General features: G+C 44.0%; 28 protein-coding genes and 1 pseudogene. 8 read left to right on the top strand and 21 right to left on the bottom strand.

Annotation, left to right across the window (positions count from 1 at the left end):
- The 7 genes from J2T50_RS08140 to J2T50_RS08110 all read right to left on the bottom strand — a co-directional run bounded on the left by J2T50_RS08140 (position 1) and on the right by J2T50_RS08110 (position 7211).
- Complete coding sequence (locus tag J2T50_RS08140) at positions 1-1428, bottom strand: cytochrome ubiquinol oxidase subunit I (protein ID WP_253365664.1); 1428 nt, start codon at positions 1426-1428, stop codon at positions 1-3.
- Positions 1429-1507: 79 nt separating this feature from the next.
- Positions 1508-2716, bottom strand: coding sequence for an NAD(P)/FAD-dependent oxidoreductase (locus J2T50_RS08135; RefSeq protein WP_253365528.1), 1209 nt, complete (start codon positions 2714-2716; stop codon positions 1508-1510).
- Between the two features lie 13 nt (positions 2717-2729).
- Positions 2730-3629, bottom strand: coding sequence for a prenyltransferase (locus tag J2T50_RS08130; RefSeq protein ID WP_253365526.1), 900 nt, complete (start codon positions 3627-3629; stop codon positions 2730-2732).
- Positions 3630-3761: 132 nt separating this feature from the next.
- Positions 3762-4139 (bottom strand): TIGR02328 family protein, encoded by a 378-nt coding sequence (locus J2T50_RS08125; protein ID WP_253365524.1) that lies wholly within the window; start codon positions 4137-4139, stop codon positions 3762-3764.
- The gene (locus J2T50_RS08120; protein WP_253365522.1) at positions 4136-4528 is read right to left on the bottom strand and encodes a DUF1722 domain-containing protein; all 393 of its coding nucleotides are present in this window, start codon (positions 4526-4528) and stop codon (positions 4136-4138) included. The genes J2T50_RS08125 and J2T50_RS08120 overlap by 4 nt, the downstream gene beginning before the upstream one ends.
- 115 nt (positions 4529-4643) lie before the next feature.
- Complete coding sequence (locus J2T50_RS08115; RefSeq protein WP_253365514.1) at positions 4644-5363, bottom strand: MerR family transcriptional regulator; 720 nt, start codon at positions 5361-5363, stop codon at positions 4644-4646.
- Between the two features lie 84 nt (positions 5364-5447).
- Positions 5448-7211, bottom strand: a complete 1764-nt coding sequence (locus tag J2T50_RS08110; protein ID WP_366515781.1) for a glycerophosphoryl diester phosphodiesterase membrane domain-containing protein — start codon at positions 7209-7211, stop codon at positions 5448-5450.
- A gap of 110 nt (positions 7212-7321) precedes the next feature.
- On the opposite strand from J2T50_RS08110, the gene J2T50_RS08105 reads away from it, so the two are divergent.
- The gene (locus tag J2T50_RS08105; protein WP_253365512.1) at positions 7322-8107 is read left to right on the top strand and encodes an L-threonylcarbamoyladenylate synthase; all 786 of its coding nucleotides are present in this window, start codon (positions 7322-7324) and stop codon (positions 8105-8107) included.
- 58 nt (positions 8108-8165) lie between these two features.
- On the opposite strand, the gene J2T50_RS08100 is transcribed toward J2T50_RS08105, so the two are convergent.
- The gene (locus J2T50_RS08100; RefSeq protein WP_253365660.1) at positions 8166-8471 is read right to left on the bottom strand and encodes a BTAD domain-containing putative transcriptional regulator; all 306 of its coding nucleotides are present in this window, start codon (positions 8469-8471) and stop codon (positions 8166-8168) included.
- Complete coding sequence (locus tag J2T50_RS08095) at positions 8353-8658, bottom strand: helix-turn-helix transcriptional regulator (RefSeq protein ID WP_253365510.1); 306 nt, start codon at positions 8656-8658, stop codon at positions 8353-8355. Before J2T50_RS08095 ends, J2T50_RS08100 begins: the two co-directional genes overlap by 119 nt.
- Before the next feature lie 163 nt (positions 8659-8821).
- On the opposite strand from J2T50_RS08095, the gene J2T50_RS08090 reads away from it, so the two are divergent.
- A complete protein-coding gene (locus J2T50_RS08090) occupies positions 8822-9559 on the top strand; it encodes an alpha/beta fold hydrolase (protein ID WP_253365504.1) in 738 nt (245 codons plus the stop codon).
- Here the strand turns inward: J2T50_RS08090 and J2T50_RS08085 are convergent.
- The 7 genes from J2T50_RS08085 to J2T50_RS08055 form a co-directional block, all read right to left on the bottom strand.
- Positions 9539-10495 (bottom strand): glutathione S-transferase family protein, encoded by a 957-nt coding sequence (locus tag J2T50_RS08085; RefSeq protein WP_253365503.1) that lies wholly within the window; start codon positions 10493-10495, stop codon positions 9539-9541. The genes J2T50_RS08090 and J2T50_RS08085 overlap by 21 nt on opposite strands.
- 96 nt (positions 10496-10591) lie before the next feature.
- A complete protein-coding gene (locus J2T50_RS08080; protein ID WP_253365502.1) occupies positions 10592-11515 on the bottom strand; it encodes a transketolase family protein in 924 nt (307 codons plus the stop codon).
- 1 nt (position 11516) lies between these two features.
- Positions 11517-12359 (bottom strand): transketolase, encoded by an 843-nt coding sequence (locus tag J2T50_RS08075; RefSeq protein ID WP_253365501.1) that lies wholly within the window; start codon positions 12357-12359, stop codon positions 11517-11519.
- A 1-nt stretch (position 12360) separates the two neighbouring features.
- Positions 12361-13704, bottom strand: coding sequence for a PTS ascorbate transporter subunit IIC (ulaA, locus tag J2T50_RS08070; protein ID WP_253365500.1), 1344 nt, complete (start codon positions 13702-13704; stop codon positions 12361-12363).
- A gap of 29 nt (positions 13705-13733) precedes the next feature.
- A complete protein-coding gene (locus J2T50_RS08065) occupies positions 13734-14018 on the bottom strand; it encodes a PTS sugar transporter subunit IIB (RefSeq protein ID WP_253365499.1) in 285 nt (94 codons plus the stop codon).
- Positions 14012-16060 carry a BglG family transcription antiterminator gene (locus J2T50_RS08060; RefSeq protein WP_253365494.1) on the bottom strand — a complete coding sequence of 683 codons (2049 nt, stop codon included), beginning with the start codon at positions 16058-16060 and terminating at the stop codon, positions 14012-14014. Before J2T50_RS08060 ends, J2T50_RS08065 begins: the two co-directional genes overlap by 7 nt.
- Before the next feature lie 148 nt (positions 16061-16208).
- Positions 16209-16706, bottom strand: a complete 498-nt coding sequence (locus tag J2T50_RS08055) for a DUF536 domain-containing protein (RefSeq protein ID WP_253365493.1) — start codon at positions 16704-16706, stop codon at positions 16209-16211.
- Between the two features lie 165 nt (positions 16707-16871).
- Between J2T50_RS08055 and J2T50_RS08050 the strand changes: the two genes are divergently transcribed.
- The 6 genes and pseudogenes from J2T50_RS08050 to J2T50_RS08025 all read left to right on the top strand — a co-directional run bounded on the left by J2T50_RS08050 (position 16872) and on the right by J2T50_RS08025 (position 21755).
- Entirely contained in the window at positions 16872-17174 is a 303-nt protein-coding gene (locus tag J2T50_RS08050; protein ID WP_253365492.1) for a hypothetical protein, read from the top strand.
- A gap of 3 nt (positions 17175-17177) precedes the next feature.
- Complete coding sequence (locus tag J2T50_RS08045) at positions 17178-17387, top strand: DNA/RNA non-specific endonuclease (protein ID WP_253365490.1); 210 nt, start codon at positions 17178-17180, stop codon at positions 17385-17387.
- 58 nt (positions 17388-17445) lie between these two features.
- Positions 17446-18618: an aminoacetone oxidase gene (gene aao / locus J2T50_RS08040; protein WP_253365488.1), complete on the top strand. Its 1173-nt coding sequence runs from the start codon at positions 17446-17448 to the stop codon at positions 18616-18618.
- Between the two features lie 14 nt (positions 18619-18632).
- Positions 18633-19328: pseudogene (locus J2T50_RS08035) on the top strand (GNAT family N-acetyltransferase).
- A 91-nt stretch (positions 19329-19419) separates the two neighbouring features.
- A complete protein-coding gene (locus J2T50_RS08030) occupies positions 19420-20124 on the top strand; it encodes an ABC transporter ATP-binding protein (RefSeq protein ID WP_253365486.1) in 705 nt (234 codons plus the stop codon).
- Between the two features lie 14 nt (positions 20125-20138).
- Complete coding sequence (locus tag J2T50_RS08025) at positions 20139-21755, top strand: hypothetical protein (RefSeq protein WP_253365484.1); 1617 nt, start codon at positions 20139-20141, stop codon at positions 21753-21755.
- A 33-nt stretch (positions 21756-21788) separates the two neighbouring features.
- On the opposite strand, the gene J2T50_RS08020 is transcribed toward J2T50_RS08025, so the two are convergent.
- The 5 genes from J2T50_RS08020 to tsaB form a co-directional block, all read right to left on the bottom strand.
- The gene (locus tag J2T50_RS08020; RefSeq protein ID WP_253365482.1) at positions 21789-22115 is read right to left on the bottom strand and encodes an AzlD domain-containing protein; all 327 of its coding nucleotides are present in this window, start codon (positions 22113-22115) and stop codon (positions 21789-21791) included.
- Positions 22105-22776 carry an AzlC family ABC transporter permease gene (locus J2T50_RS08015; protein ID WP_253365658.1) on the bottom strand — a complete coding sequence of 224 codons (672 nt, stop codon included), beginning with the start codon at positions 22774-22776 and terminating at the stop codon, positions 22105-22107. The genes J2T50_RS08020 and J2T50_RS08015 overlap by 11 nt, the downstream gene beginning before the upstream one ends.
- A gap of 196 nt (positions 22777-22972) precedes the next feature.
- Positions 22973-23986, bottom strand: a complete 1014-nt coding sequence (gene tsaD, locus J2T50_RS08010) for a tRNA (adenosine(37)-N6)-threonylcarbamoyltransferase complex transferase subunit TsaD (protein ID WP_253365480.1) — start codon at positions 23984-23986, stop codon at positions 22973-22975.
- Positions 23976-24392, bottom strand: coding sequence for a ribosomal protein S18-alanine N-acetyltransferase (gene rimI / locus J2T50_RS08005; RefSeq protein WP_253365478.1), 417 nt, complete (start codon positions 24390-24392; stop codon positions 23976-23978). Before rimI ends, tsaD begins: the two co-directional genes overlap by 11 nt.
- A 1-nt stretch (position 24393) precedes the next feature.
- A complete protein-coding gene (gene tsaB, locus J2T50_RS08000) occupies positions 24394-25080 on the bottom strand; it encodes a tRNA (adenosine(37)-N6)-threonylcarbamoyltransferase complex dimerization subunit type 1 TsaB (RefSeq protein ID WP_253365655.1) in 687 nt (228 codons plus the stop codon).
- Positions 25081-25196 lie beyond the last annotated feature (116 nt).

Below are 25196 nucleotides of genomic sequence, written 5' to 3'. Positions count from 1 at the left end.
TTAGTAGGCTCCTTTCTCAAATGGGTCAATCGTTGAATAAGCATTCAAACGAGCTTGCTCTTCTTCGTACTCTGGTCCTTTTTTCAATTCGCGAACAGTCAAGCCGACCATCATCACGGCCAAACCACCAAAGAGTAGGAAGTAAACAGTATTTGAAATCAATAGAGATGTCACGGAAACATTTGGTGATACGGAGTCTTTGATTTTAAACAAACCGTAGACCGTCCAAGGGTAACGCCCTTGTTCTGTGATAATCCAACCAAATGAGTTGGACAAGAACGGTGCAAATGTTGTCAAGGCAACAATCCACATCATCCATTTGTGCTTGTAAAGAATCGGTGCTTTCTTACGTGTCAAGAAGAGACCAAGTACCGATACACCCAACATCAACATACCAAAGGCTGCCATTGTACGGAAACCGTAGAACATGAGGTTTACCATTGGGTAATAATTGTCCTCACCATATTCTGCCACGAGGTTTTTATTGGCTGTTTCCATACCATCAACCGCACCTGACAATTTTCCGTAAGAAAGGATAGACAGCATGTATGGGATTTTAATGCCAAACACTTGCTTGTGCTGAGCTTCATCCGCCCAAGCCACAACCGTCCAGGCTGCAGGATTACCAGAATCCTCGTAATCCCCTTCCATGGCTGCAAATTTCATTGGTTGGTCTTCAATCAAGGCCTTCATTTGCAAGTCACCAGCTCCCATAACAGCAAGAGAACCAAGCAGACCGACAATCAAACCAACGCGCAATGATTTTTCGTAAATTTCTTGAACAGACTCCGTCAAACTTTCCATTTTCAAGAGACGGAAAGCAGCCATCCCTGCTACGACAATCCCACCCATGGTGAAAGCACCAAAGATAACGTGAGTAAACTCATAGAAAAACTGATGATTGGTAATCAAGGCCAAGAAATCGGTCATCTGCGCACGTCCGTTGATGACTTCGTAGCCAACTGGATGTTGCATGAAGGCATTGGCCGTCAAAATCCACATAGCAGACATCATTGAGCCAAATACAACCAACCAGATAAAGGTGGCATGCAAGCCCTTGCTGATTTTCTTGTTGTCCCAAGTAAACATCCAAAGTCCCAAGAATGTTGACTCCATAAAGAAGGCCAAGAGGGCTTCAACTGCCAGTGGTGCCCCAAAGACATCCCCGACAAAGCGTGAATAGTCTGACCAGTTCATCCCAAATTGGAATTCTTGGATAATCCCGGTCACCACACCGACCGCAAAGCTGAGCAACATAATGTTACCCCAAAACTTGGTCATTTTTTTGTAGATATCATTTTTCGTTTTGACATACATGGTTTCCATAATTGCCACTACCAAACTTGTTCCGATAGTAAATGGCACGAAGAAGAAATGGAAAACTGTTGTCATGGCAAACTGGAAGCGTGCTAAAGTTTCAATATTCATCATAATCCCTCTTTCTAATGTCTTGCATTAGAATGTATCCTAAAATAGCTGTTTCAGCCGAGTAATGATCCAACTAATCTTAATGGTAAAGGTCGAAACGGCCTTTGGCCATGAGTTCCTTTAAGCCACCGATATCAAGGAGTGACTTGTTCATAATCATTTTCTTCGCAGCTGAGGCTGGGTAGGCTTTCAAGGTCACACCAAGCGACTCACCGAGTCCATGCGTATTCCCAACAGAAGCAACAGTTCCCAATGACTTAAACTTAAAGTCTACAGGTGCTTGTCCTTTTAGTTGAAGAGCCAAGTTTTTAGCCACGTGAGCTCCCATGCGTGTCGCGATTTGAGCTGTCGTTGGGAATGGGCGATTTGAGGCTGTATCCATGAAGGCTGCTACGTCACCGATGATGTACATGTCTTGGTGAGCGGGATCACGCAAGTCCGCACCAACTACGACACGACCACGACGTTGGTCAAATCCTGACTCAGCCATAACAGGGCTACCGCTGACACCCGTTGTCCACACGATTGTTCCAGCTGTCAATGACTGGTATTCTGTATCTTCTGGATTGGTCACGTACAATACTTGACCGTCTTTGATTTCTTTAATCATGCAACCAAGCATGAGGTTAGTTCCAACTTTGCGCACAAGTTCTGTACCGTAGGCTGCCAAGTTATCATCAAACATTGGGAAAATACGGCTTGCCGCTTCCACGCAAATGATTTCAATTTTTTCAGGAGCTACACCAGCCAAGTCCGCATAAACCTTACGCTCGTCTGCAAAGGCACCCGCCAACTCAACACCTGTAAATCCAGCTCCACAGATCAATAGACGCAAATTGTTCTCATCTTTTGTTTCGCGATAGGCTTTCATTTTAGCTAGGATATGCTCATGGATGGCAACTGCTTGGTCAATCGTTGTCATTTGCAAGGCATTGTCCATTGCGCCTGGGATGCCAAACGTTTCTGAAGTAAAGCCCAAGGCTACAACGACATAATCATAGGTCAACTGACCATGTTGTACCAATTCAACTGTTTTTGCATCTGCATTGACCGTCACAACTGAATCTTGAATGAAGGTTACTTTTTTCGGGTCAATCACATCTGCGATTGGGTACGAAATTTTTTCTTTCGGCACTGAACCAGCTGCCACTTCGTGCAATTCTGTTGCTTCATAGTGGTAATCATTGCGGTCCACCAATGTAATATGGAAATCACCAGCTTGTTTTTGCAAAGAAACAACTGTTTTCAACCCTGCATAGCCAGCTCCAAGAACGAGGACTTCTTTCATAATCTAACTCCTTTTATAGTAAAATCCCAAATAGATAGGTCAGGGCTTGAGTTGCCGAACCCAAGGCCAAAATCCGTATCGCACACACAAACGTTTCTTTCTTGACTTGCTTTTGCCACAACTGCCGTGTCTGTCTGTAAATAAACGGAACCAAGACAAGCGTCAGCAAGACTGTGGCGGGAGCCAGCCCAAAAAGAAACTCCAACAAAATCGCAAGCACCGCCAAGATATTGGCTAGTGCAAACAAGTACAAGCCACCCCTAGTGCCAGTATAGTGGACCAAGGTATAGCGGTGGTTCTTTTCATCTTCTTCCTTGTCGCATAGATTATTGGCCAACATCAGATTGGCAATCCATAGGGTATTAGGCAAGGAAATGAGGAGAATCTGTCCAATCGTTTGCATATCCCAGCTAAACACCTGATAGGTATTGAGATAGACACAGATCAGACTAATCATGAACCCCATGGTAAATCCCGAGAATACCTCTCCTAGCGGCAAACTAGACAAGGGCTTGGGCCCCGAAGAATAGAAAATCCCAACAGCAAAACAAAAACCACCCATCAACAACAAGGGCCATCCAACCAGCCATGCCAAGGCAAGACCAAGTAGGGTCGAAGCACCGATCAGGCAGGCTAATAAGATTTCTACCTGACGCAGAGATAAATTCTTCCGCCCGATAATGTTGGTATCTGTCTTGTAGGTCTTATCGACCGCATTCTGATAATCATTGTAGTTGTCCCACACATCCACAAACATGTTAAACAAAAACATGGCTAGAAAATACAAACCAACCAATAGGGGATGTATACTGCCATACTGATAATAGGAATAACACAGACCGATTAGAAAAGGGAGTACACTTGCCGTTTTTGCTTTGATTTCAACTAATTCCAGAAACACTGGTAACGTCATCTTTGTCCCCTTTCTATGTTTATAGTTCTTTAACATTCCTATTATAGAAGAAAAAGATAACGATTGAAAATAATTGAACTAGAAATTTTAGGAACAACTAAAAAAAACGAGTCCAACCCGATTTTTACTCTTTCATTTTGTTTTTAGGTCCAAGAAAATCCCTTTTTCTGCTAAATTGTCAAGACATTCTTTCCGATAATCAGCATCGTGCTCCGGATAGATGGGATTTCCAATCTGAACTGGAACAAGATTTTCATAAGCTAAACAAGTCTTCCCACGATAACCTTTCTGCAACCACTCTTCAGAGACCTTATAACCTCGCCGCGTCATCTCCTCCATAATCAGCTGATGATAGGCAAATAGACAATAGGGCGAATAATCAAAAACATAGTTCACCGTCGCGTGTTTCTTTCCCCAACCATTTCCCCGCAAGGCACAGCACTCTCGGTGTTGCCCCAGTAGCTGCGGACGTGGTAGAAGCGAAATGAAATCTTGATGCCACAATCTCACTCATCATCCTCCTTTAAAATACTGGTATTGCTCAGATAGGTATTCGGATAGTGTTTTAGAAGATCTTGCAGTGCCTTGATAAGTGTTCCCTTGTCCACACTACCCGCTGCATACTGCTCCAATCGGAATAGGAAGTCTCTCTTTTCCTCTGGTCTGGCTACCTTTTTGAAATACCCCCACATATGCTGCATGGCCGTGTAGACATACTGGCGATTTTCCTCCATACCCCGAGCTTGCTCAATCAGACGATGCACCTCACTCAAATCAACCACATCCGACTTCAAATACTGACGAATCTCCAAATAAATCTTTGGCGACTGACTCAGGACCTCATACTTATATCTTGCCCAAAGCTCTTCTGCCTGCTTCTTGATACTTTTTTCAACCATTTTATCACCCTCGCACTCCTAGCAATCAAACTCTGCATACCGCATACACATCAACTCTCCCCAGTATAACACATTCCTTGAACAATAGAAAATCCTCTCATAAGAGAGGATAAACTTATTCTTTAGCCAATTCCAGACAATAGGATTTTTTATGGCAGTACGGACAGGTTAGTTTCCGCGTACGGGGCGTGTGCCCTGCCCAGGCAAATTCTTTAAAACTTGGCTCAAAAATATGGTGACAATTGGGACAGAGATAGTGAAATTTCTTGCGAAAACGAATAACCGTATAGGTATAGATAGAAATAAAGCCCCCCATCATACACCACTGCAACCACCGAAGACCCAAGTGACCAACCCCAAAGACAAGAAGAGCATAAACCACCGCTTCTAATAGGAGGATACCATACATCTTCCATTGTAACTTTTGCCACGAATCTTGATTTTTCATAGTGATCGAAAGGTCTGTCAGGTAGGCCAACTCATAGTTATCTTGCTTTTTCAAACTGTCAAGTACGTTGACAGCTGTGTCAAGTTTTGCTTGCGCAGACCCAACCTCTGTTTTTAATTGTTTAATCTGGGTCACCAAGAGCATTTCCAGAACCTGCTGAACATTTTCTTCGACCAATATTTTCCCGATATCATCAATGGAAAAATCCAATTCTCGCAGAAAACAGATAATTTGAAGCGTCATCAAATCCTCTTCCGAATAAATCCTCCGCCCACCTTCTGTGACATCGCTCGGTTGCAAAATCCCTCGCTGGTCATAGTATTGGACTGTCCGAACAGAGACATTGGCTTTCTTGGCTAGCTCCCCAGTTGTATAGGTAACAGACATTTCTTCACCTCCCTTCTGCCCTCATTATAGGACATAACCCAGCGTTACGAGCAAGCCCTCACCTTAGGTTATTTTTCATTTTTTCTAAAATCGATACAAGAGACCTTCCATTTGGTAACGCAGGAGGTCTGCATAATCGTGGTCTTCTTCCAATTCCTGCAAGAGAGCTTTCAGTTCTGTCAAGTTGTCCGTAATAATCCCATCCACCTGCAACTGCACCGTTTGATTCATAGTATCAGTATCATTTGGCGTCCAGGCATAGACCATCTTCTGGCGAAGCCAGGATTTGACCATAAAATTCTGGTCGAGTGACGAATACTCCATGGTGTAACCGTCAGCCACTGTTGTTGGATAGATTGAGTTAAACGGCAGGATAAAAGCCGTTACCAACTTAGGTTCATACTCTTCCGCTTGTCGAATGACATCATAATCCAAGAACTGCAAGCGATGACCGTATTGCAGCAAGGTCTTACTGTACTTTTTGAGAAAATTTCTTGTCATATTGTGAGAATCCGTCGAATTAACCTTAATCTCTACTAGTAACTTTTGACCCAATTCATTTGCCCGCTTCAAGTAGGCATCAAAAGACGGAACTGGGGCCGACATGCCATTTTCACTGGCTGTCATCGCGGTCATCTCGCTCAAACTATAATCGTGGGTGCCGCCAGGAAAACCTGTCAACTGCTGGATATCATTGTCGTGCATGACCACAAATTGTCCATCCTTGGTCTCCTGAACATCCATCTCGACATAGTCCGGTTTCAATACCGCTGTTTTTTCAAGTGAAGAAATGGTATTTTGAACACCATTTTTCAAATTAACCCCTCGGTGTGAAATGGTTACGGGAAGAGTGCTAAATGGAAAGTAGAGATTTACCGCGCCTTGCAGACCAAAGTAAAGACTAGCCAACAGCATGATGGTCAAGCGCAAGCGATGACGCAAACGTGAACGACGATAGTCTGGCATTCCTTGTCTCGTCAACATTTCTACAAATTTAATCAAGAAGATGGCCACTGCACCATAGTAGGCAAATCGCAGTACAATATAGTTGCCCACTGCTGCCACCGCTGAAATCTCCTCTGGTAACAAGTCTGCAGCTACCTGTAGGCTATAAGTCACGATGCCAAAAAGCAGGAAAAAGAGCTGCGACTGCAACATAATCCACAGCAAGCGCAGAAGGGATTTCCACTGCTCGCTCCCTCTCGTTTTTTCCCATGAAGTCAGCAACGAAGCCCGCACCCCTTTTTGGTCAAAATAAACTAGCGGAAGGGCGTACATGACACGCGCAGTCAGCCAGAAAAAGAGGAGCAAACAGCCTGTAATCAGCCCGCCTAGCAGGTATTGATTGGAGAGATAGTCGAGGATAAACTGCGGAACGACCAGCTTGTTGAAGTAGTAAATTCCCAAGATTCTCCGTAAAAAAGGAAAAAGAATCACGGAAAAACAGAGCACAAAGAGAATCTTAGACAAGTGCAGACTTCGTAAATTTGAGCAGAGACCTCGGTAGGTCTGACCGATAAATTGTCTCAAGGTTTTGGGTTCCTGGTCCAGTAGTGTCAAGATTCCTGTCAGGACAAAGCCGATTTCTAGATAGGATATCAAGAGATTGACTAAGATTAAGAGCACAAAGAGGCCTGTAACCCACCACCGCGCCGTCAAGACCGCACCGATATTGGTCGTGGAGAGATAGGCATGCCCCGTCAAACGCAAGAGATGCTCTGCTAAAAACGAATTCACCGGAATCCAAATCACCTCAATGGCACCAAAAAGAGCCAAAAATAGTAATAAAATCTTATCCAGCTGATGATAAACTTTTTGAATTTCTTTCAACATGTATTTCATAGCCATAGTGTCGCATATTTGAGAGGAAAATGCAAGATTTGATAAAATAGGGTTGAATTATCTAGAATATTCTGATATGATTGAATTATCTGAAAATTAAGTCGAGGAGCATGGATATGACAAGACACATTCATTGGGATGGAAATCTCTCTCAAGAAGGGTACGATATTATTAGAGGTGAGGGTGGTGTAATCGTCTGCCCTACAAAGGTTGGATACATTATCATGACAGCTGACAAGGCTGGTTTGGAGCGTAAATTTGATGCAAAAGAACGCAAACGCAACAAACCAGGTGTCGTTCTCTGCGGTAGCATGGATGAATTACGCGAATTGGCACAATTGACGCCTGAAATCGATGCTTTCTACAAAAAACATTGGGACGAGGACATTCTTTTAGGTTGTATTCTTCCTTGGAAGCCAGAAGCTTATGAGAAAATGAAGGCCTATGGTGATGGTCGTGAAGAGCTGATGACTGACGTTCGTGGTACTTCTTGCTTTGTTATCAAGTTCGGCGTAGCCGGTGAGCAGATTGCCAAAGAAATGTGGGAAAAAGAAGGTCGTATGGTCTACGCTTCTTCTGCCAATCCTTCTGGTAAAGGGAATCGTGGTAAGGTCGAAGGAATCGGTGAACGCATCGAGTCTAAAGTTGACTTGGTCATCGAGGCAGACGACTACGTCGCTTCTATCCAACCCGACAAGACCATCGAAACGCGCTACGAACAAGGTGTCATGGTGTCTATGGTTGATGCCGATGGTAAACTCATTCCCGAGCAAGGTGCCAACAGCCGCTCAATCGAGCCATGTCCAGTTGTCATCCGCAAAGGTCTCGATATTGATAAGATTATGATACACCTATCAGACCACTTCAACTCTTGGAATTACCGCCAAGGTGAATACTATTAACTCTCGCTAACTAGGTTAGAAACCCCAAAGAGAGCTGTATTGATGATACAGCTCTTTTTTAGGTCAACTGTCGAATTTTTTCTTCCACCTCATCAATGGCTCTTCCAAATCTGCAATTCCAGTCTGTCTTGAGAATGTCTATGACTTTCTGGTAAGCCTGGATAGCGCCAGCCTTGTTTCCTAAAAGGAGATAGCACTGGGCAATGGCAAGATGGTAATCTGTGAATCGAGGTTTCTCTTGCGCCTCATAAGCCGCCTCCCAGATAGGAATGACCTCTTCGTAGCAACCGTGAGCAGATAGGGAATTGTCCACTATCCAGCCGACCTTCAATTTTATCCAGATATTTTTCCTTGGTATAATCAAATAACTCATCAATACTAACTCCAAAAACCATTGCTAGTTCAGGAAGCAAGCCAATTTCTGGTTGAGCCGTATTGGTTTCCCATTTGGAAATAGCTTGATTAGACAGACCAAGCTTATCCGCCAACTGCTGCTGACTGAGACCTGCCTCTCTTCGCAATACTTTAATTTTTTCACCAATTGTTTGCATGGTAATAACTCCTTGTTTTATTCATCTTGAGCTCTTGACAATCACAGTATAAACCCAAAGGAAACAACTATAAATAGGAAATTGGTTGGGATTTATCTCTTTTTAGTTGGAGTTTTTTCAAACATAACTATGCTATAATGATGATAAAAAGAAGGAGAGAGCTATGCACACGATTTATTTTTTAGGTGGTCTGGGAGGCAATCGCCACCAGGTTAAAGAGTTGGCAGAATTTCTGGGGCAAACCTTGGTCTATATCGACCTGCCTGGTCATGGTCAAAATATGCAAGACATGGTCACTAGCCCTCTTGAATTGCGAGATTGGTTTGCAGCGAAAATTGATACCTCTGCCCCTTTCTATCTCATCGCTCATTCCATGGGGGCAAATCTGGCAACTTTCTTGGCTATACAATTTCCTCAATTAGAAAAGTTGGTCCTGCTGGATGGGGGATATTTCCAATTTGACAGTTTCGAATCTCTGGAAGAAGCCTTGGCTGGGACAGAAAATTTCTTAAAAGAAACCATCTTCACAGACATTGAGGCCATTATCGAGCAAGAAAAGGCTAGCGCCCCCTACTGGTCTCGCCACATGGAAGAGGCTATTCGTGAGACCTTTATCTGGAAAGACGACGCCTATCGCTTTCATCTCAACAAAGAGAGCATCCTTGAGCTGATTCGCCTTCAGAGAGAATTTGAGAATCTTCTTTCTCAAGTAACCTGCTCCACTCTTCTCATCGCCCAGTCTGACAAGGAAACCTTGGATAGCAAACAGCAAATGTTGGCTACTGTCCCCCAGCATATCCATCTCAACACGAGTCTTGATTGCGGGCACAGTCCACACACAGAAAAACCTGAGCAAACTGCCCAGGTCATTCGTGAATTTCTAGAGATTCCAGTCCAGTAATGGTCCCACAGGTACAATCCCATTTGGATTGATGGTCTTATGGCTACCATAATAATGTTGTTTGATATGGCCAAAATCTACCGTTGCCGCAATTCCTGGCATGTGGTAAATTTTTTTCGTATACTGCCACAAATGTGGATAATCTACCAAGCGCTTGAGATTACACTTAAAATGCCCATAGTAAACCGCATCAAAACGTACGAGCGTTGTAAAGAGACGAATGTCTGCCTCTGTAAATTGATTGCCAACGAGGTATTCTTGCGTGCTCAACAAGGCCTCCAACTCATCCAAAGCCGCAAAAAGATGACCTAATTCCTCTTCGTAGACAGCTTGGTCCGTAGCAAATCCAACCTTGTAGACACCGTTATTGACTGCGTGGTAAATTGTTTCATTCATGGCATCAATCTCGTCAAGCAAGGCAGCAAGAGCATAGTCTCCTTTTTTTACACCAATCTGGTCGAAAGCCGAGTTAAACATGCGAATAATATCCGCCGACTCATTGCTGACAATGGTATCTGTCTTTTTATCGTAGAGAACCGGCACCGTCACGCGCCCCGTATAGTCAGGCTGAACATGAGTATAAATCTCATGCAAATAATCCGCCTCCAAAATCGGATCTGCAACCACACCAGGACCGTCCGCAAAGGTCCAGCCATTTTCCAACATGAGCGGGTGCACAACCGATACAGAAATCATGTCCTCTAGCCCCTTCAAGGCCCGCATCATCAAGGTACGACTGGCCCATGGACAAGCAAGAGATACATACAAATGATAACGCCCCGCCTCTGCCTGATAACCGCCAACTCCCGTCGGACCAGCCGAACCGTCCGCTGTAATCCAATTCCGAAAGAGCGCATTGGTCCGCACAAAACGTCCACCTGACTTCTTGGTATCATACCATTGGTCAACCCATTTTCCTTCTACTAATAATCCCATAGCTTACCTCCATTTTGACTTTATATTATCACTATCTATTGGTTTTTGCAAAAATATAGACTAAAAGACCGAGAGTGAGTTCCCGGTCTTTTCTGTTTATTTCAGTACCGAAGTTACCAAGTCGACAATGGCTTGTGTTGTTAAACCATAGACCTCTTTTAGATAGTCCATTTTTCCTACTTGTCCAAATGCTTCCTCAACACCGACACGATAAACTGGTGTCTGAGATTGACTAGCAAGCAGTTCACAAATAGCGCTTCCCAAGCCGCCAATACGATTGTGATTTTCTGCTGTGATGACATGTTTACCAAGTAAGTGCTCCATTAAACTTGGATCAATCGGCTTGATACGGAAAAGGTCGATAACCTGAACATCTATTCCCTGCTCAGCCAAGCTCTCTGCCGCCGCCAAGGCTTCCTCCACCATAATCCCGCTGGCAACAATGGTTGCATCAGCACCTGTTCGTAAAATGCAATAACCCTTGCTAAAATCCTCACCACCTTGATAGATGGCTGTCGGCGCCTTACGAATAGTCCGAATGTAATTCAAGTGTTCACCAGCCAAGGTTTCTTCCAAAACTGCCGCAAACTGAACATCATCACTGACTTCATAAACACGCATTTTAGGAATTAACCGCATCAGACCCAAATCTTCAAACGGCATGTGAGTTCCGCCATTCATTTCAGCAGATACCCCCGCATCAGACCCAATGATCGTCGCATTTAACTGTGCATATCCGAGAGAAAGGAAAACCTGGTCATACACTCGTCGGCTGGCAAATGGTCCAAAAGTGTGAACATAAGGTTTAAAACCTTGAACAGCAAGACCAGCTGCAATCCCAATCATTTCTTGCTCCATGATACCGACATTAACATAACGTTTCCCAAGAATAGCCCCTAACTGGTTGGTCGACATGGAGCTAGATAGGTCTGCTTCAATCGCTGCGATCGTTTTATCTTCCTGACCGAATTCTGCCAAGAAATCACTGTAGACTTTTCGCATTTCTTTTGCTGATCTCATGCTATCCCTCCAATCCTTGTCGCACTTCCTCAGCGGCTTGTTCCAAACGCTCTTCCAATTCACTGGTTAAACGCAAGTGGTGATTGCTAGCCATTTCTTCCAAGAATGGGACTCCCTGGCCTTTCACCGTATCAAGCACGATACATTTGGGTTGAAGAGATAAGCTGGCTTTCAACTCTTCAACAGCTCCAATAATCGCCGCAATATCTAATCCATCCACACGGACAGCTTCCCAGCCAAATGCACGGAATTTTTCTGCAAAATCAAAGGTCTTACAAATCTCATCTGTCGTGCCATCCAACTGCTTCTTATTGTCATCTACAAAAAGGATGAGGTTGGATAATTGTTGGTGCGCTGCAAACTGAGCCGCTTCCCAGCACTGTCCCTCGTTTAGTTCGCCGTCCCCAACAATGGTATAGGTAAGATGCGGACTGTGTTTGATTTTTTGACCGTAGGCAATTCCAGTTGCTGCACTGACTCCCTGACCCAAGGAACCAGTCGTCATATCCACACCGGGAGTTAGATTGCGGTCTGGATGAGATGGCAAGCGAGTGCCGTTTGTATTGAGACTCCACAAAAAGTCATGATCGAAAAATCCCTTGAGATAGAGGGTGCTATAAAGAGCTGGACCGGCATGGCCTTTTGACAATACAAAGTAATCACGCTCTGTTGACGAGAAATTCTGGACTGTTACATCGAGAATTTCGCCATATAGAGCTGCCAAAACTTCGACAATTGATAAACTTCCTCCGTAATGCCCAAATCCCAAATGATTGAGAGTTGTGAGCGTATGGTAACGGATTTCAGTTGCAAAATTTTCTAGTTTTTTCAACTCTTCTTTCATCTTAAGCCTCTTTCTTGTCTTTCTTAAGAACTGTCATAGCTACCATCACTGCAAGAACCGCAAAGATACCGATGGATACAGCTACAACACCGCCTTTATTGGCCAAGGTTCCAAGGAAGATACCTGACAAACCAAAGTCAGCATCAGAGAAGGTTGAACCTGCAAAGCCAAGGTCTCCCAAGACAGGCATCAAGAATACTGGCAAGAAGCTAATCAAGACACCTTGCATGAAGGCACCAACGATTGAGCCGCGGATACCACCTGAAGCATTCCCCATTACCCCTGCTGTTGCTCCACAGAAGAAGTGCGGAACGACACCTGGTAAGATGACAACGCCACCAGTCAAAATCATGATCAACATGCTGACCAAACCGCCAACAAAACTAGAAATAAAACCAATCAATACAGCATTTGGAGCTGATGGATACACGATAGGACAGTCCAAAGCTGGTTTAGAGTTTGGTACCAATTTTTCAGAAATACCTTTGAAGGCTGGTACGATTTCTGCCAAGATCAAGCGAACCCCTGCAAGAATTGTGAAGACACCAGCTGCAAATGTACCACCAAGTTGGAGAGCATAGACGATACTGTTTGTACCACTACTCAATTCTTTTTCAATATAAGCACCACCCGCAAAAATGGCTACGATGATGTAAATGATAGACATAGAAAGGGCGATACTAACTGTGCTGTCACGCAAGAATGCCAAACCTTTAGGGAATTTAATATCTTCTGTTGATTTTGATTTGTCCCCAACGAGTCCACCAACAAATCCACTGAGCCAGTAACCCAGCGAGCTGAAGTGTCCAAGAGCAACCTTGTCATTGCCTGTCAACTGCACCATGTATTTTTGTACAAAGGCTGGTGAGAGAGACATGATGATACCAAGAGCCAAACCACCCATCACAATCAAACCTGCTGATGTAAAGCCTGCAACTGTCATAATTACGGCAATCATACAAGCCATGTAAAGTGTGTGGTGACCTGTTAAGAAGATATATTTGAAGCGTGTAAAGCGGGCAATCAAAATGTTAAAGACCATCCCTAGCAACATAATCAAGGATGTCGCTGTACCAAATTTATCTAGCGCGAGCGCGACGATTGCTTCGTTATTTGGGACAACACCTTTCAAATGAAAGGCATGTTCAAACATTTGACCAAACGGTTGTAGCGAGGTTTGTAGAATAGTGGCACCACCACTTACTACGATAAAGCCGACGAAGGTTTTGATACCGCCCTTGAGCAAATCCGATGCAGATTTCTTCTGTAAGGCAAGACCTAAAATAGCAATCAACGCTACCAAAATTGCGGGAGTTTTCGCAATATCAATTAAAAAATCTAACATATTTTCTCTCCTTTTTGAGCAACCCTAACTTATACAAGTCCTTTTTCTTTGCAAATGCCCATAATCAATTCACGTAGTTCATCCATATCGATGATACTATTTAAAATACGAACATCTCCTAAATGCGTTGCAGAATCTGCCAAGTCGCGACCGACAATCCAAATATCTGCGGCACTTGGATCTGCTCCACCCAAGTCATAATGTTCCACTTGAACGTCTGAGACGCCCCATTCTTTCAAAATGGATTCGATATTCATTTGAACCATGAAACTTGAACCCAAACCTGAACCACATGCAGTACCAATTCTTAGCATGTTGTATCCTCCTTTAATAAATCTTTAATAGCGTCGAAGTCAGTTGACTCGACAAGTTGTTGCAATTTTTCTGGCTCTCTCAATATAGCTGTCAAATGAGATAAAGCTCTGAGATGGGTTTGATTGTCCACCGCTGCGATACAGATGATCAGACGAATTTCATGACTAGCATCATCCAGCAAGTAGACTGGCTCATCTAGCTTCAGCATGGACATACCAATCCGATTGACACCATCTTCCGGACGAGCATGCGGAATGGCAACCCCCTTTCCTAAATCAATAAATGGCCCAAATTCGATGACCTTATTCACCATGGCACCCACATAGGATTCCTCAATCGCTCCTTGGGCTAACAAAGGCTCAGCAGCACAGGCGATAGCTTCCTGCCAAGATAGCTTGCCTGCCCGATATTGATAGGTTTCTCTGGTAATCAATTCCTCTAACATAGGACTTCTTTCCTTCCTTTCATAAGATTTTTCATTTAGAAATTGGACTAATTCATATTTTAATGCTTGCTCGCGATGAACGGTCGCATACTTGCCAATTAGGGTCATGAGCTGCTCGATTTCGATAGGAAAATAACCTGCATTTGCAAATTCTTGTCCTACCAAGTGAAACAATTCTCGTTTTTGCCCTAAACTCATCATCGGTGGCACTAGGAAAAATGGACATGTTGTTTCCAGCTTGATTGTTGAAAAAATCATGTCATACTCATCTTGGTCAATCTGCTGCAATCCCGCTACCGAATGCGCGTCGGCAAAGAATATATTTGGGAAAAGTTGCTTGAGATTTTCCTTTACAATCAAGGACGAGCTGACACCATTTGGACAAACAACCAAGGCACGGTAGCGAAAACTTCGCTCTTGCACCGCTTCAATATACCCTCCAAAGTGGATGACAAAGTAAGAAACTTCTCCATCTGGAACAGGAAAGCCAATGGCTTCTTCTAAGGGAGATAAGGCTTTCTTGACAATTTCAAACAAATCCTTGTGTTCTTCCTTTATGACCTCCGTATAGGTATTGATGGTAAACGTCCGTGACCTCAAGCGATGGTAAGCTGGTATCAGATGCTTTCGCAATCCTTCCAACAGATCCTTCCGCCGTTCAAAACTAATGAGCGAGAGGCGCTCCATTTCTTCTACAATAGCAAGAGTCAGATTTGAGAAAAATTCATCTTCTTCTACAGCCTGTCCTTCCAAACAACCTTGCAAAAGATGAGCCAAATACATTCTCCAAGAATCTGTCAGACTCGGTACGCTATCATCAGCCTGTTCCAAGTGTTCCCATAGTTGGGCCACAACCTCTTGGATTGTCTGAGACACTTCGCTTACCTGCCAATCTACCTCTACGCTGATACGTTTTCTACGAATCGCTAAAAATTGGAGAAAGTAAAGAAATTCATCCAATCGATCTTCTAAAGGAGATAGTTGGTAAAATTGACAAAGCTGAAAACTCAACGGCTTGATACATTCTCGCTTGATCGCTTCTCCCCAAGAACGTAGGATATAATCCAAAGCCCAGATACCGACTGGCGACTTGAGACAGTCACTAATGGCATAAAAAGCTAGCCGATGCTTATCTTCCTCGCGACCGAGCAAATGGTAACCTTGAGACCGAGTGTATTGAAACTCAAGTCCAAACTGCCGACACAAGTCTCGAACATTTTTGATATCCGTCAAGGTTGTATTCTTGCTGACACTAAGCAAATCCTGATAATGAACATTTGATATGAACTCTTTTCGGATAAAGGTGTAGAGATAAATCAACACGCGCCGCTCTTCCTGAGATAGATAAACCTCGCGGCTCCTCAATAATTCAAAAATAAGAGACTGATTCTCCTTCAAACTCTCTGGAACGCGGTAAACTCCATCTTGAAAATCAATCGTCGAAAATCCATTATCCTGTAATAAGTCATTGACTTGTTGCATACTAGTCAACAGACCTTCCTTTTCAACTCCTGTCTGAACACCTAATTCATAAAGACTGAGTTCCTGATTTCCAAATAATTCCATTAAAATGGTGATGGCACGATTATCAATCATTTCCTTCTCCTTGTCTAAATTGTAACCCTTTTCATTTTTCTTTTCTAGTCTATTTGAGCCCAATCGAATAGTCTGTACTTTCCCTTTCAATTGTGCTCAAGCAATCATCTCTGAAAATCAAAAAAGCCGAGAAATCTCTCAGCTCTCATTATTTCCCAAAAAGTTTTGCAAAGAATCCTTTTTTGGTCTGTTCTTCTTCTACTTGTGCTTTGGCTTGGTCCAATTCCAACTTCAATGTCTCTTTATCAGCCATGGCTTTCAAGGTTAATTGTTGCTGTTGGTCCAACTGCTTGTCTTTCTCAGAAATCTGTACATCCTTGACACGCAACTGCTCATCTTTTTCAGCCAACTGCTTGTCTTTTGCTTTCAACTGGTCGTACAGGCGAATGATTTCTGCATTTTTCTCATCCACCAAAATCTCCATGAGCTCACGTTGCTTCACTTCTTCGCTGATTGGCTCATCTTCAAAAATAGTGGTCTTGTAAATTTCTTCCAGCTTAATCAGACCAGCTCTGTTAACAACCGTCACGCCCTTATCGTTTTTTTCAACAAATTCTTCAGGTAAGGATTTGACACGATTGTTCATAGCCTGTCGGCTGACCCCTAAAATCTCAGCTAATTCGCTGACTGTTTTTTCAATTCCCATAATTTCCTCAATCGCTTGATTTTTCTAGATTCTATCATTAAAATCTTACCACAACCCCTATTAACTGTCAAATATAGGGGAATAAAGTGGCAAATCAAAATCTATCTTGATTTTTCCTATTGAATATCCTAAAATGAAACTAACATCACCTTTAGGAGAGCGATTATGTATCGGAAAAGACTTGCACAATTATTTCTGACCCTCAGTCTCGTATTGGGAACTTGCTTTTCATTTTCTATCCAGCTACAGGCAGACAATATTTCCCAAGAAGCCGGTACCCTTCCTTTTCAGGCACAGCGGCAACTTCAACTAGGAGAGCTGGACCAATTTCACAGAGCAAGTAGCGTCCACATCCAGCTAAATACTGCCGACCAACCACGGCAAATGCGGATGGCCCGTATCAAGGCTAATTCCGTCGGCTGGCATAACTATCGTTTTTACTATTCAAACGGTAGCAAAAAAGCCTAGGTCATGAATCGTGGGCACCTTATTGGCTATCAATTTAGCGGTCTCAACGATGAACTACGTAATCTAACACCATTAACTGCCTGGGTCAACTCGGGCAACTACAGTGGAATGGATAGCGGCAACATGCCAGCCAATACCAATTGGGACAATGTGATTACCATGTCTGAACAAGAAGCTCTAAACCTAGGAAAACGCCACACAAGTAAAGAATAAACAGATGAGAAGCACTTATTAACTAGGTGCTTCTATTGTTTTATGGTAAAATAAGCCCATGAATACATTTGATACGATCGTAATTGGAGCAGGTCCTGCTGGTATGATGGCGGCTATTTCCTCCAAATTTTATGGAAAAAATACACTCTTAATTGAAAAAAATAAGCGTCTAGGAAAAAAGCTAGCTGGTACGGGCGGTGGCCGATGCAATGTCACCAATAACGGTAGCTTGGAAGACCTATTAGCTGGAATCCCTGGCAATGGACGCTTTCTCTATAGCGTATTTTCGCAGTTTGACAACCATGATATCATGAATTTCTTTGAAGAAAATGGTATCAAACTAAAAGTCGAAGACCACGGACGAGTCTTTCCGACAACAGACCGTTCACAGACTATCATCAAAGCACTGGAAATGAAAATGCTGGAGCTAGGTGTGGACATTCGAACAGGAACCGAGGTCTTGTCCGTCCGAAAAATCGATGACCTTTTTCAGGTGAAAACGGCCGACCAACTCTTTACCGCTCCACAGCTGATTGTGACAACTGGTGGAAAATCCTATCCTTCCACTGGCTCAACCGGTTTCGGTCATGAGATTGCGCGGCATTTCAAACTCAAGGTAACAGACCTGGAAGCCGCTGAAAGTCCTATTTTAACAGACTTCCCTCATAAAAAACTCCAAGGGATTTCTCTGGACGATGTGACCCTGACCTACGACAAGCACCAGATTACCCACGACTTGCTCTTTACGCATTTTGGCCTGTCCGGTCCTGCCGCTCTTCGCCTCTCTAGCTTTGTAAAAGGGGGAGAAACAACTTATCTAGATGTCATTCCCACGATTTCATCAGAGGAATTAGCCAGTCATTTCCAAGCGAATCGAGAAAAATCAGTCAAAAATTGCCTTAAAGACCTCATACCTGACCGTTTGGCAGAATTTTTCGCCGAAGGTTATGACTTGAAAGTTAAGCAACTGAGCCACAAGCAGCTTGAAACGCTCCTCTTAGACATCAAGACCATGCCTATCAAGATTACAGGAAAGATGTCTCTCGCCAAATCCTTTGTCACCAAAGGAGGCGTAGACCTATCTGAAATCAATCCAAAAACACTGGAGAGCAAGACTGTTCCAGGTCTGCATTTTGCCGGCGAGGTTTTGGATATCAACGCCCACACAGGCGGCTTTAATATCACTTACTGCCTCTGTACAGGCTGGGTCGCAGGTAGCCTGCATTACTAAAAAGGAGAAAAGGCATGCAACTCAATCCATTCAATCAAACCATCGGCGGCGCACTGGCTGATTTTACCCCCGGTGCCATCCCACAAGTAGAAGTCCTAGAAGGCCAAACCGTACTCGTTGAAAAACTCACCGAAAAGCACCTTGATGACCTCTATGAAGTCTACGAACCCACTAGCCCTCTCCAAAACTGGACTTACCTCCCGATAGAGCCTTTTACAGATAAAGATAGTTTTACAAGCTACTTTCAGCAAATGGTTGCGTCAAAAGACCCGCTTCATTTTGCTATAGTAGACAAGACTAGCAAAAAAGCTCTTGGAACAGTTGCACTTATGCGGATTGACACACAAAACCGCGTCCTTGAGATGGGCTGGGTTGTCTATTCAACCACTTTGCAACGCTCACGGCAGGCCACAGAAGCCCAGTATCTCCTGATGAAGTACGTCTTTGAAGACTTGGGCTACCGCCGTTATGAATGGAAATGCGACTCCCTTAACCAACCGAGTCATAATGCCGCTCTACGCCTTGGATTTACCTACGAAGGCACCTTTCGACAAGCCGCTGTCTACAAGAGGCGAAATCGCGATACCAATTGGTTTTCCATCCTAGATAAGGAATGACCCACCAATAAAAAACGCTTGGAAGATTGGCTGACTGCTGAAAATTTTGACGAAAATGGTCTGCAAAAAACACGCCTCTCTACTATTAACTAACACAACCTGACAAAACCCACTCAAGCTGAAAACGCTTGATTTTTTATTTGTTTTATTGTATTGTGTATATAAAACAAAAAGGAAATTCCCTATGAAACTCACCCTCTCATCTATTTCAAAAAAATTTGACCAAAAAGTTATTTTCCAAGATACATCCTTTACATTTGAACAAGGGAAAATTTATGGGCTACTGGGGCGAAACGGCGCTGGGAAGACAACTCTTTTCAACTGTATCGCCAAAAATCTTCCTCTTGATGGCGGAGAAATTGGCCTGCAGGCTGACGATGCTACTGCCACCCTTGCCTATGACAATACCGACATCGCTCTTAATCAAGCCACACCGCAGCTGCCTGCTTTTATGACTGCCTTTGAATTCATCCGCTTTTTCATGGACATTCACAAGGAAAAACTAAAAGACAACCGCAGCCCTGAAGACTGGCTACTGCTAGCCGGTATCACGGCAGAAGACCAGCATCGACTGCTAAAGGATTTTTCTCATGGTATGCAAAATAAGGTCCAGATGATTACTTCCTTGATTGCCCAACCACCCGTTCTCCTACTGGATGAGCCGCTGACCTCTTTTGACCCCGTTGCTGCCCACGAATTCAAGGAGCTCATCCGCTCTGCTAAAAAGGACTCCATCGTCATCTTCTCAACACACGTCTTACAGTTGGCTCAAGATTTATGCGACGAGATTGTCCTCCTTCACCACCAGCATTTACAAGAAATACCGGCTGAACGTTTACACGATGCAGATTTCGAGCAAGAAATCGTCGACATTTTATCCGACAAATAAGTAGGAGAAGGCCTATGAAAGACATCATAAAACTAGCCTGGCATCGGCAAAATTACGATGTCCACAAGTCCATCAACGGAATTTTCTACTACCTCCGAAAATTCCCCCTTGTCGGGCGGTACATTCCCGACACCATTTATCAGGCGAATGATTTAAAAACGGGGCTCTATATCCTCTTTTCCATCCTCTCTATCCCCTGGCAAATCCTCATCAAATTCCTCTGGCTAGCACTCTATTTTGGTGTGGGGCTTTTCTGGACAAATATCCTAACCAACTCCGATACCCCACTCGCCCTTCATGAGAATTCGTGGCTGCTAGGCTTCCTACTCTGGTGGCTAATTGTCGGGCTAGATATTCAGTGCGGAAATGCATTTTCTAGTGTCATTCCAAAAGCCGAGCGAGATTTCATGGACTTTTTCCAACTACCTCGACGAACCATTCTCCTTGAAAAAATCTGGCTACAGCCACTTATCACGGCTATCTTCTACCTGCCTGCTTTCATCGTTTTTAGCCTTCTAGCCCAAAATTGGTGGTATCTCCCAGTCGGGTTCCTGACTCCGATTGCTATGACACTCTTGGGCTACTCTCTGGGGCGGCAAACATTTGACAAGCAATTGTCAACTAAAACGCAAAAGAGCCTCTGGTGGATAATGGGCCTTTCTGGTTTTGTCCTAGCTATTCCTATTATCATCTTCCACTCTTTTCTTAACCCGCAAATCCTTCCGATCCTGTTCATTCTCGAAATTCTACTATTGCTAGGCTGCAGTTTCTACATGAAGCATTTCCCTGAATTGGATGCATTTCTCCTCAGCCGCATGGAGGATTCCTTGCAATCAGATCAGCGAGTCGCCCAATTAAAAACGGGCAACCAATACACCCGCCAAGGCTTGCAAATGAAGGAAAAGCTGACCCTCGATGATAAAAAAGACCTGTTCAATCTTTCTGGAATGGCCTATCTGAACGCCCTTCTCTTTCAGCGTTACCGGTCTATCTTGTGGAAACAACTGCGTACCCGCTTAATCTGTATCGGTCTGGCCGGTATAGCGGGTATCGGTTTTGCTATCTATACCCATGAATTTCTCCCTGAAAAAGCACTCATCGGATTTATGCCCTTTGCCTTCATGATTATGTATGCTTGCTCGATGGGACGCCCCATTGCCCAAATGGTCTTTGTCAATTGTGACATCGCCATGCTACACTACCCATTCTACCGGGAAGGTCGGGCCATTTTAGCTGGATTCCGGTATCGCTTTTTCAAAGCCACTCAGTACAATGGTATTTCTGCCCTCTGCATTTTCTTGGTTTGTTTGGCCTTTGGTGGTTTTCGCTACTCGATCGGAACAATTGCACTTTTAGCCTTGCTTCTGACCAGTCTCACAGCCCTCTTTTCCTTCCATGACTTGTTTATCTACTACATCCTTCAACCATTTACAAAAGACATGGAAGTTACCAATCCTGCCTACAAACTGCTGAGCGGGGCACTTTATTGGGTAGCCTACCTCAACACTCAACTCCATATTACCAGCAACCTCTATGTATTGGGGATTTCTCTCATTCTCCTCCTCTACGTCGGCATTGGTTATATGATGTTGCTGAAAAGAGCTCCACAGACATTTCGTATGAAACAATAAGAACCAGGGATTTTATCCCTGGTTCTTATTTGTCTAAAAAACAAGTCGTAACATGGCAATTATAATAATTCCTGCCACAACAGTCCAAAGCAGATTTTTATAGCGATAAGCCACCCAAAATGTAGGAATACTAGCCAAAATTTCTAACCATAAAAAGGTTGGAAAAACGGCTCCTTTTTCCTTAGAAACAAGGCTAGACAGAGTCAAGGCAAAGATAATTGTCACCGGAAGGTACTTGAGCAGACGTTCGACAATTTTCGGAAGACTACTGTACTTGACCAGGATAAAAGGAAAGACCCGTGGCACCCAGGTTACCAAGGCAGACAGACCAATAGCCCACAAAAGATAACTAGTTTCCATCCAAATACCCCCCTACTAGACAACCACACAGGGTTGCTATCAATACCGCTGCTGCTTGTGACACCACCAAGAGAGCTACAAAAAAGCTTACCGTCACTGCTGCCAGTATCACCACTAACTTTTTCACTGGTTCTGACAAGGCCATGGCCTCCCATTGACCTATAAAAATCCCGATAAACATTCCAACCAAGGCATAGTCCAAGCCAAACCCAATCGGATTTGGAATCATGGCTCCCAGAAGAGCACCGACGATAGTCGCCACAATCCATGACAGATAGGAAAAGACATTATTTCCATGCATCCAACTAGTCGTGATGTCCTGATTGTGCACCGCTTCTCCCATCAGAACCCCATACGATTCATCCGTTATCAAGCTACCAATGAACAGTCCTTCCCACAAAGGAACTTTTTTAAAAAAGGTTGTCGCGTGTAAGCTCATGAGCATATTTCTCAGGTTAATCAAAAAAACCGTCATGGCAATCGCCAACAGCGAATCCCCTGTCAACAAGAGAGAAACCAGCGCAAACTGGGCTGAACCTGCATAAACCAAGATACTAGACAGCGCAACTTCCCACCAGGACCAACCGCTTCCTGCAGCCACAATCCCGAAAGCCAAACCAATCGAAACATAGCCTAATCCAACCGGAATCGCATCCCGCATCCCGTGAACAAATGTTTTCTTCACAAACTCTCCTCCAATCATATCCCTTCTAGTATAGGCTAGTTGGAGACGTTCGTCAAGCAATTTTCAGAAAATTCTTAAAAATAAACTCTATTCTCACTCTCTAGCAATTCGATTTTTTGGTAGTTGTACTACAAAATAGTAAAGAGCCTAGGATAAAATCCTAGGCTTACTTTCACATCCCCACACTGTCAAATGCTAGACTTGGTTTGGCATTGAGCGACCAGTCTGCACGGTGTCCTTTGTCATACTCAACTGCAGCTGCTAGGGCTATCATCCCTGCATTGTCTCCGCAGAGGCGAAGAGGTGGGATGACCACTTGTACATCCTTGATGTCCTGAGCCAAGCGTTCTCGCAAACCTTGGTTGGCCGCCACGCCACCTGCGACGATAAGCTGCTTAACAGGATATTGCTCCAAAGCTTTTTGCGTCTTTGCTAGCAAAATATCCAAAACAGCCGCTTGGAATGAAGCGCACAAATCCTCTGTTACCAGCTCTTCCCCTTTTTGCTCAGCATAGTGATGCAAATTGATAAAGGCCGACTTAAGCCCTGAAAATGAAAATTCCAGGTGATCTTCCTTGATCATGGCACGCGGAAAATCATAAATGTCCTGTCCTTTATGAGCCAGCTGATCAATCTCGCGCCCTGCTGGATAGTTCAATCCCATGACGCGACCAACCTTGTCATAAGCTTCGCCAACCGCATCATCGCGCGTCTCCCCGATAATCCGATACTCTCCCGGCTCACTCACATAAACCAACTCTGTGTGCCCACCTGAAACCAAAAGCGCCATCAAGGGGTACTGCAATTCCTCTACCTCACACGCCGCCATCAGATGACCAGCCATATGATTGACCGGAATGAGAGGCAGACCATGCGCCCAAGCGAATGCTTTCGCAGTAGCCATCCCTACCAAGAGAGCTCCTACCAAGCCCGGTCCATAGGTCACAGCTACCGCATCCAAGTCCTCCGCTGCAATTTCCGCCTCGACCAAGGCATCCTCAATACAAGTCGTGATAACCTCGACATGATGACGGCTGGCTACCTCTGGCACCACCCCACCAAAACGCTTATGGCTCTCAACTTGACTAGCAATGATGTTGGTTAAGAGTTCCGTTTCATTTTTCAAAATTGCCACACTGGTCTCATCACACGACGACTCTATGGCTAAAATATATCTATCCTTCATTTTTTCTCTCCATGATGACCGCATTCTCGACCGGCGCATGATAATAATTCTTTCGTAAGCCAATCTGTTTGAAGCTATACTTTTGATACAAGGCACGCGCCGCCAGATTTCCCTCTCTAACTTCTAGGAAAATCGACCCCGATACCATCTGTAACTGCTCTAGCAAATGTCCAGCTAAACCTTGACCCTGATAGGCTGTTTTCACAGCGATATTGGTTATTTCCAACTCGTCTGCCAAATCTTGCACTGCCAGAAAACCAACGATCTCCCCGTCCTGCTCCACAAAAAAATACTGGGTCTGAGTTTGGTCCATATCTGCTGCAATCTGCTCTTTATTCCAAGGAGCAATCGGATAAACATCCGATAAAATCTCCCAAACAGCTTCTACATATTTGCTATCTGCCATCTTATACTCGCTTGATGTAATCAGCCGGATTGGACTCGCTATTATTCTTCAACCAATTTTCTTCTGCTTCCACACGTTTTAAATAACGTGGTACAAAAGCATCCACATCTACAGCTGGCAAGTCCTGACCAGCTAAACCAATCCATTCTGTTGAAGGTAGACTCGGAATAATCTTAGCCTGCGGCAGAGCTGCCTCAATCTGGTCACGGAAAGCCTCTACTTCTCCAACAAAGGCCAGATTTTCTTGCCCCTGCAACTGCTCCAAGACCTCCTCAAAGCTAGCATGGTGATCTGGTTCAACAGACCGGTCATTTTCATAAAAGCCAACGTAGACATTATTGCGGCGTGCATCCATCAACGGTACAATCAAGCCGTCAAAACCGACCTGTGTCAAGGCATACAGACTAGACACACCGACCAAATCAATTTTCAAAGCATAAGCCAAGGTCTTGGCTGTCGCAACAGCCACCCGTAATCCTGTATAAGAACCCGGACCTTCCGCGACAACAATGCGCTCCAAATCACTCGGTTTCCAGCCAACTTGCGCCATCAAAAAATCAATCGTCGGCATGAGACTGACGCTATGGTTCTTTTTAACAGTAACCTTGGTTTCAGCCAATAAAGTTTGTCCCTCTAAAATCGCTACAGACAAGGCATGACTAGAGGTATCAAATGCTAATAGTTTCATCGAATCATCACTTTCTCTTCTCTTATCCACTATTGTAAGCTATCTCCCTCATTTTTTCAAATCATGGACTTTCCTTGCAACTGAAAACGATTGCATTTTACATTTTCCCTGCCAAT

The organism is Streptococcus gallinaceus, from assembly GCF_024170225.1.
Classification (GTDB): Bacteria; Bacillota; Bacilli; order Lactobacillales; family Streptococcaceae; genus Streptococcus; species Streptococcus gallinaceus.
This window is presented reverse-complemented; position numbering and strand designations above follow the sequence as displayed.

What these genes read in the sequence shown, in the direction of transcription:
- J2T50_RS08065 (WP_253365499.1), bottom strand. Translation starts at nt 14,018, where the DNA reads ATGCTAAGAATTGGTACTGCATGTGGTTCAGGTTTGGGTTCAAGTTTC.
- J2T50_RS08075 (WP_253365501.1), bottom strand. Translation starts at nt 12,359, where the DNA reads ATGAAAGAAGAGTTGAAAAAACTAGAAAATTTTGCAACTGAAATCCGT.
- J2T50_RS08130 (WP_253365526.1), bottom strand. Translation starts at nt 3,629, where the DNA reads ATGACGTTACCAGTGTTTCTGGAATTAGTTGAAATCAAAGCAAAAACG.
- J2T50_RS08080 (WP_253365502.1), bottom strand. Translation starts at nt 11,515, where the DNA reads ATGAGATCAGCAAAAGAAATGCGAAAAGTCTACAGTGATTTCTTGGCA.
- J2T50_RS08135 (WP_253365528.1), bottom strand. Translation starts at nt 2,716, where the DNA reads ATGAAAGAAGTCCTCGTTCTTGGAGCTGGCTATGCAGGGTTGAAAACA.
- J2T50_RS08025 (WP_253365484.1), top strand. Translation starts at nt 20,139, where the DNA reads ATGAAAGACATCATAAAACTAGCCTGGCATCGGCAAAATTACGATGTC.
- J2T50_RS08105 (WP_253365512.1), top strand. Translation starts at nt 7,322, where the DNA reads ATGACAAGACACATTCATTGGGATGGAAATCTCTCTCAAGAAGGGTAC.
- rimI (WP_253365478.1), bottom strand. Translation starts at nt 24,392, where the DNA reads ATGGCAGATAGCAAATATGTAGAAGCTGTTTGGGAGATTTTATCGGAT.
- ulaA (WP_253365500.1), bottom strand. Translation starts at nt 13,704, where the DNA reads ATGTTAGATTTTTTAATTGATATTGCGAAAACTCCCGCAATTTTGGTA.
- J2T50_RS08015 (WP_253365658.1), bottom strand. Translation starts at nt 22,776, where the DNA reads ATGCGGGATGCGATTCCGGTTGGATTAGGCTATGTTTCGATTGGTTTG.
- J2T50_RS08110 (WP_366515781.1), bottom strand. Translation starts at nt 7,211, where the DNA reads ATGGCTATGAAATACATGTTGAAAGAAATTCAAAAAGTTTATCATCAG.
- J2T50_RS08045 (WP_253365490.1), top strand. Translation starts at nt 17,178, where the DNA reads ATGAATCGTGGGCACCTTATTGGCTATCAATTTAGCGGTCTCAACGAT.
- J2T50_RS08050 (WP_253365492.1), top strand. Translation starts at nt 16,872, where the DNA reads ATGTATCGGAAAAGACTTGCACAATTATTTCTGACCCTCAGTCTCGTA.
- J2T50_RS08030 (WP_253365486.1), top strand. Translation starts at nt 19,420, where the DNA reads ATGAAACTCACCCTCTCATCTATTTCAAAAAAATTTGACCAAAAAGTT.
- J2T50_RS08085 (WP_253365503.1), bottom strand. Translation starts at nt 10,495, where the DNA reads ATGGGATTATTAGTAGAAGGAAAATGGGTTGACCAATGGTATGATACC.
- J2T50_RS08055 (WP_253365493.1), bottom strand. Translation starts at nt 16,706, where the DNA reads ATGGGAATTGAAAAAACAGTCAGCGAATTAGCTGAGATTTTAGGGGTC.
- tsaB (WP_253365655.1), bottom strand. Translation starts at nt 25,080, where the DNA reads ATGAAACTATTAGCATTTGATACCTCTAGTCATGCCTTGTCTGTAGCG.
- J2T50_RS08115 (WP_253365514.1), bottom strand. Translation starts at nt 5,363, where the DNA reads ATGTCTGTTACCTATACAACTGGGGAGCTAGCCAAGAAAGCCAATGTC.
- aao (WP_253365488.1), top strand. Translation starts at nt 17,446, where the DNA reads ATGAATACATTTGATACGATCGTAATTGGAGCAGGTCCTGCTGGTATG.
- J2T50_RS08120 (WP_253365522.1), bottom strand. Translation starts at nt 4,528, where the DNA reads ATGGTTGAAAAAAGTATCAAGAAGCAGGCAGAAGAGCTTTGGGCAAGA.
- tsaD (WP_253365480.1), bottom strand. Translation starts at nt 23,986, where the DNA reads ATGAAGGATAGATATATTTTAGCCATAGAGTCGTCGTGTGATGAGACC.
- J2T50_RS08140 (WP_253365664.1), bottom strand. Translation starts at nt 1,428, where the DNA reads ATGAATATTGAAACTTTAGCACGCTTCCAGTTTGCCATGACAACAGTT.
- J2T50_RS08090 (WP_253365504.1), top strand. Translation starts at nt 8,822, where the DNA reads ATGCACACGATTTATTTTTTAGGTGGTCTGGGAGGCAATCGCCACCAG.
- J2T50_RS08095 (WP_253365510.1), bottom strand. Translation starts at nt 8,658, where the DNA reads ATGCAAACAATTGGTGAAAAAATTAAAGTATTGCGAAGAGAGGCAGGT.
- J2T50_RS08060 (WP_253365494.1), bottom strand. Translation starts at nt 16,060, where the DNA reads ATGATTGATAATCGTGCCATCACCATTTTAATGGAATTATTTGGAAAT.
- J2T50_RS08020 (WP_253365482.1), bottom strand. Translation starts at nt 22,115, where the DNA reads ATGGAAACTAGTTATCTTTTGTGGGCTATTGGTCTGTCTGCCTTGGTA.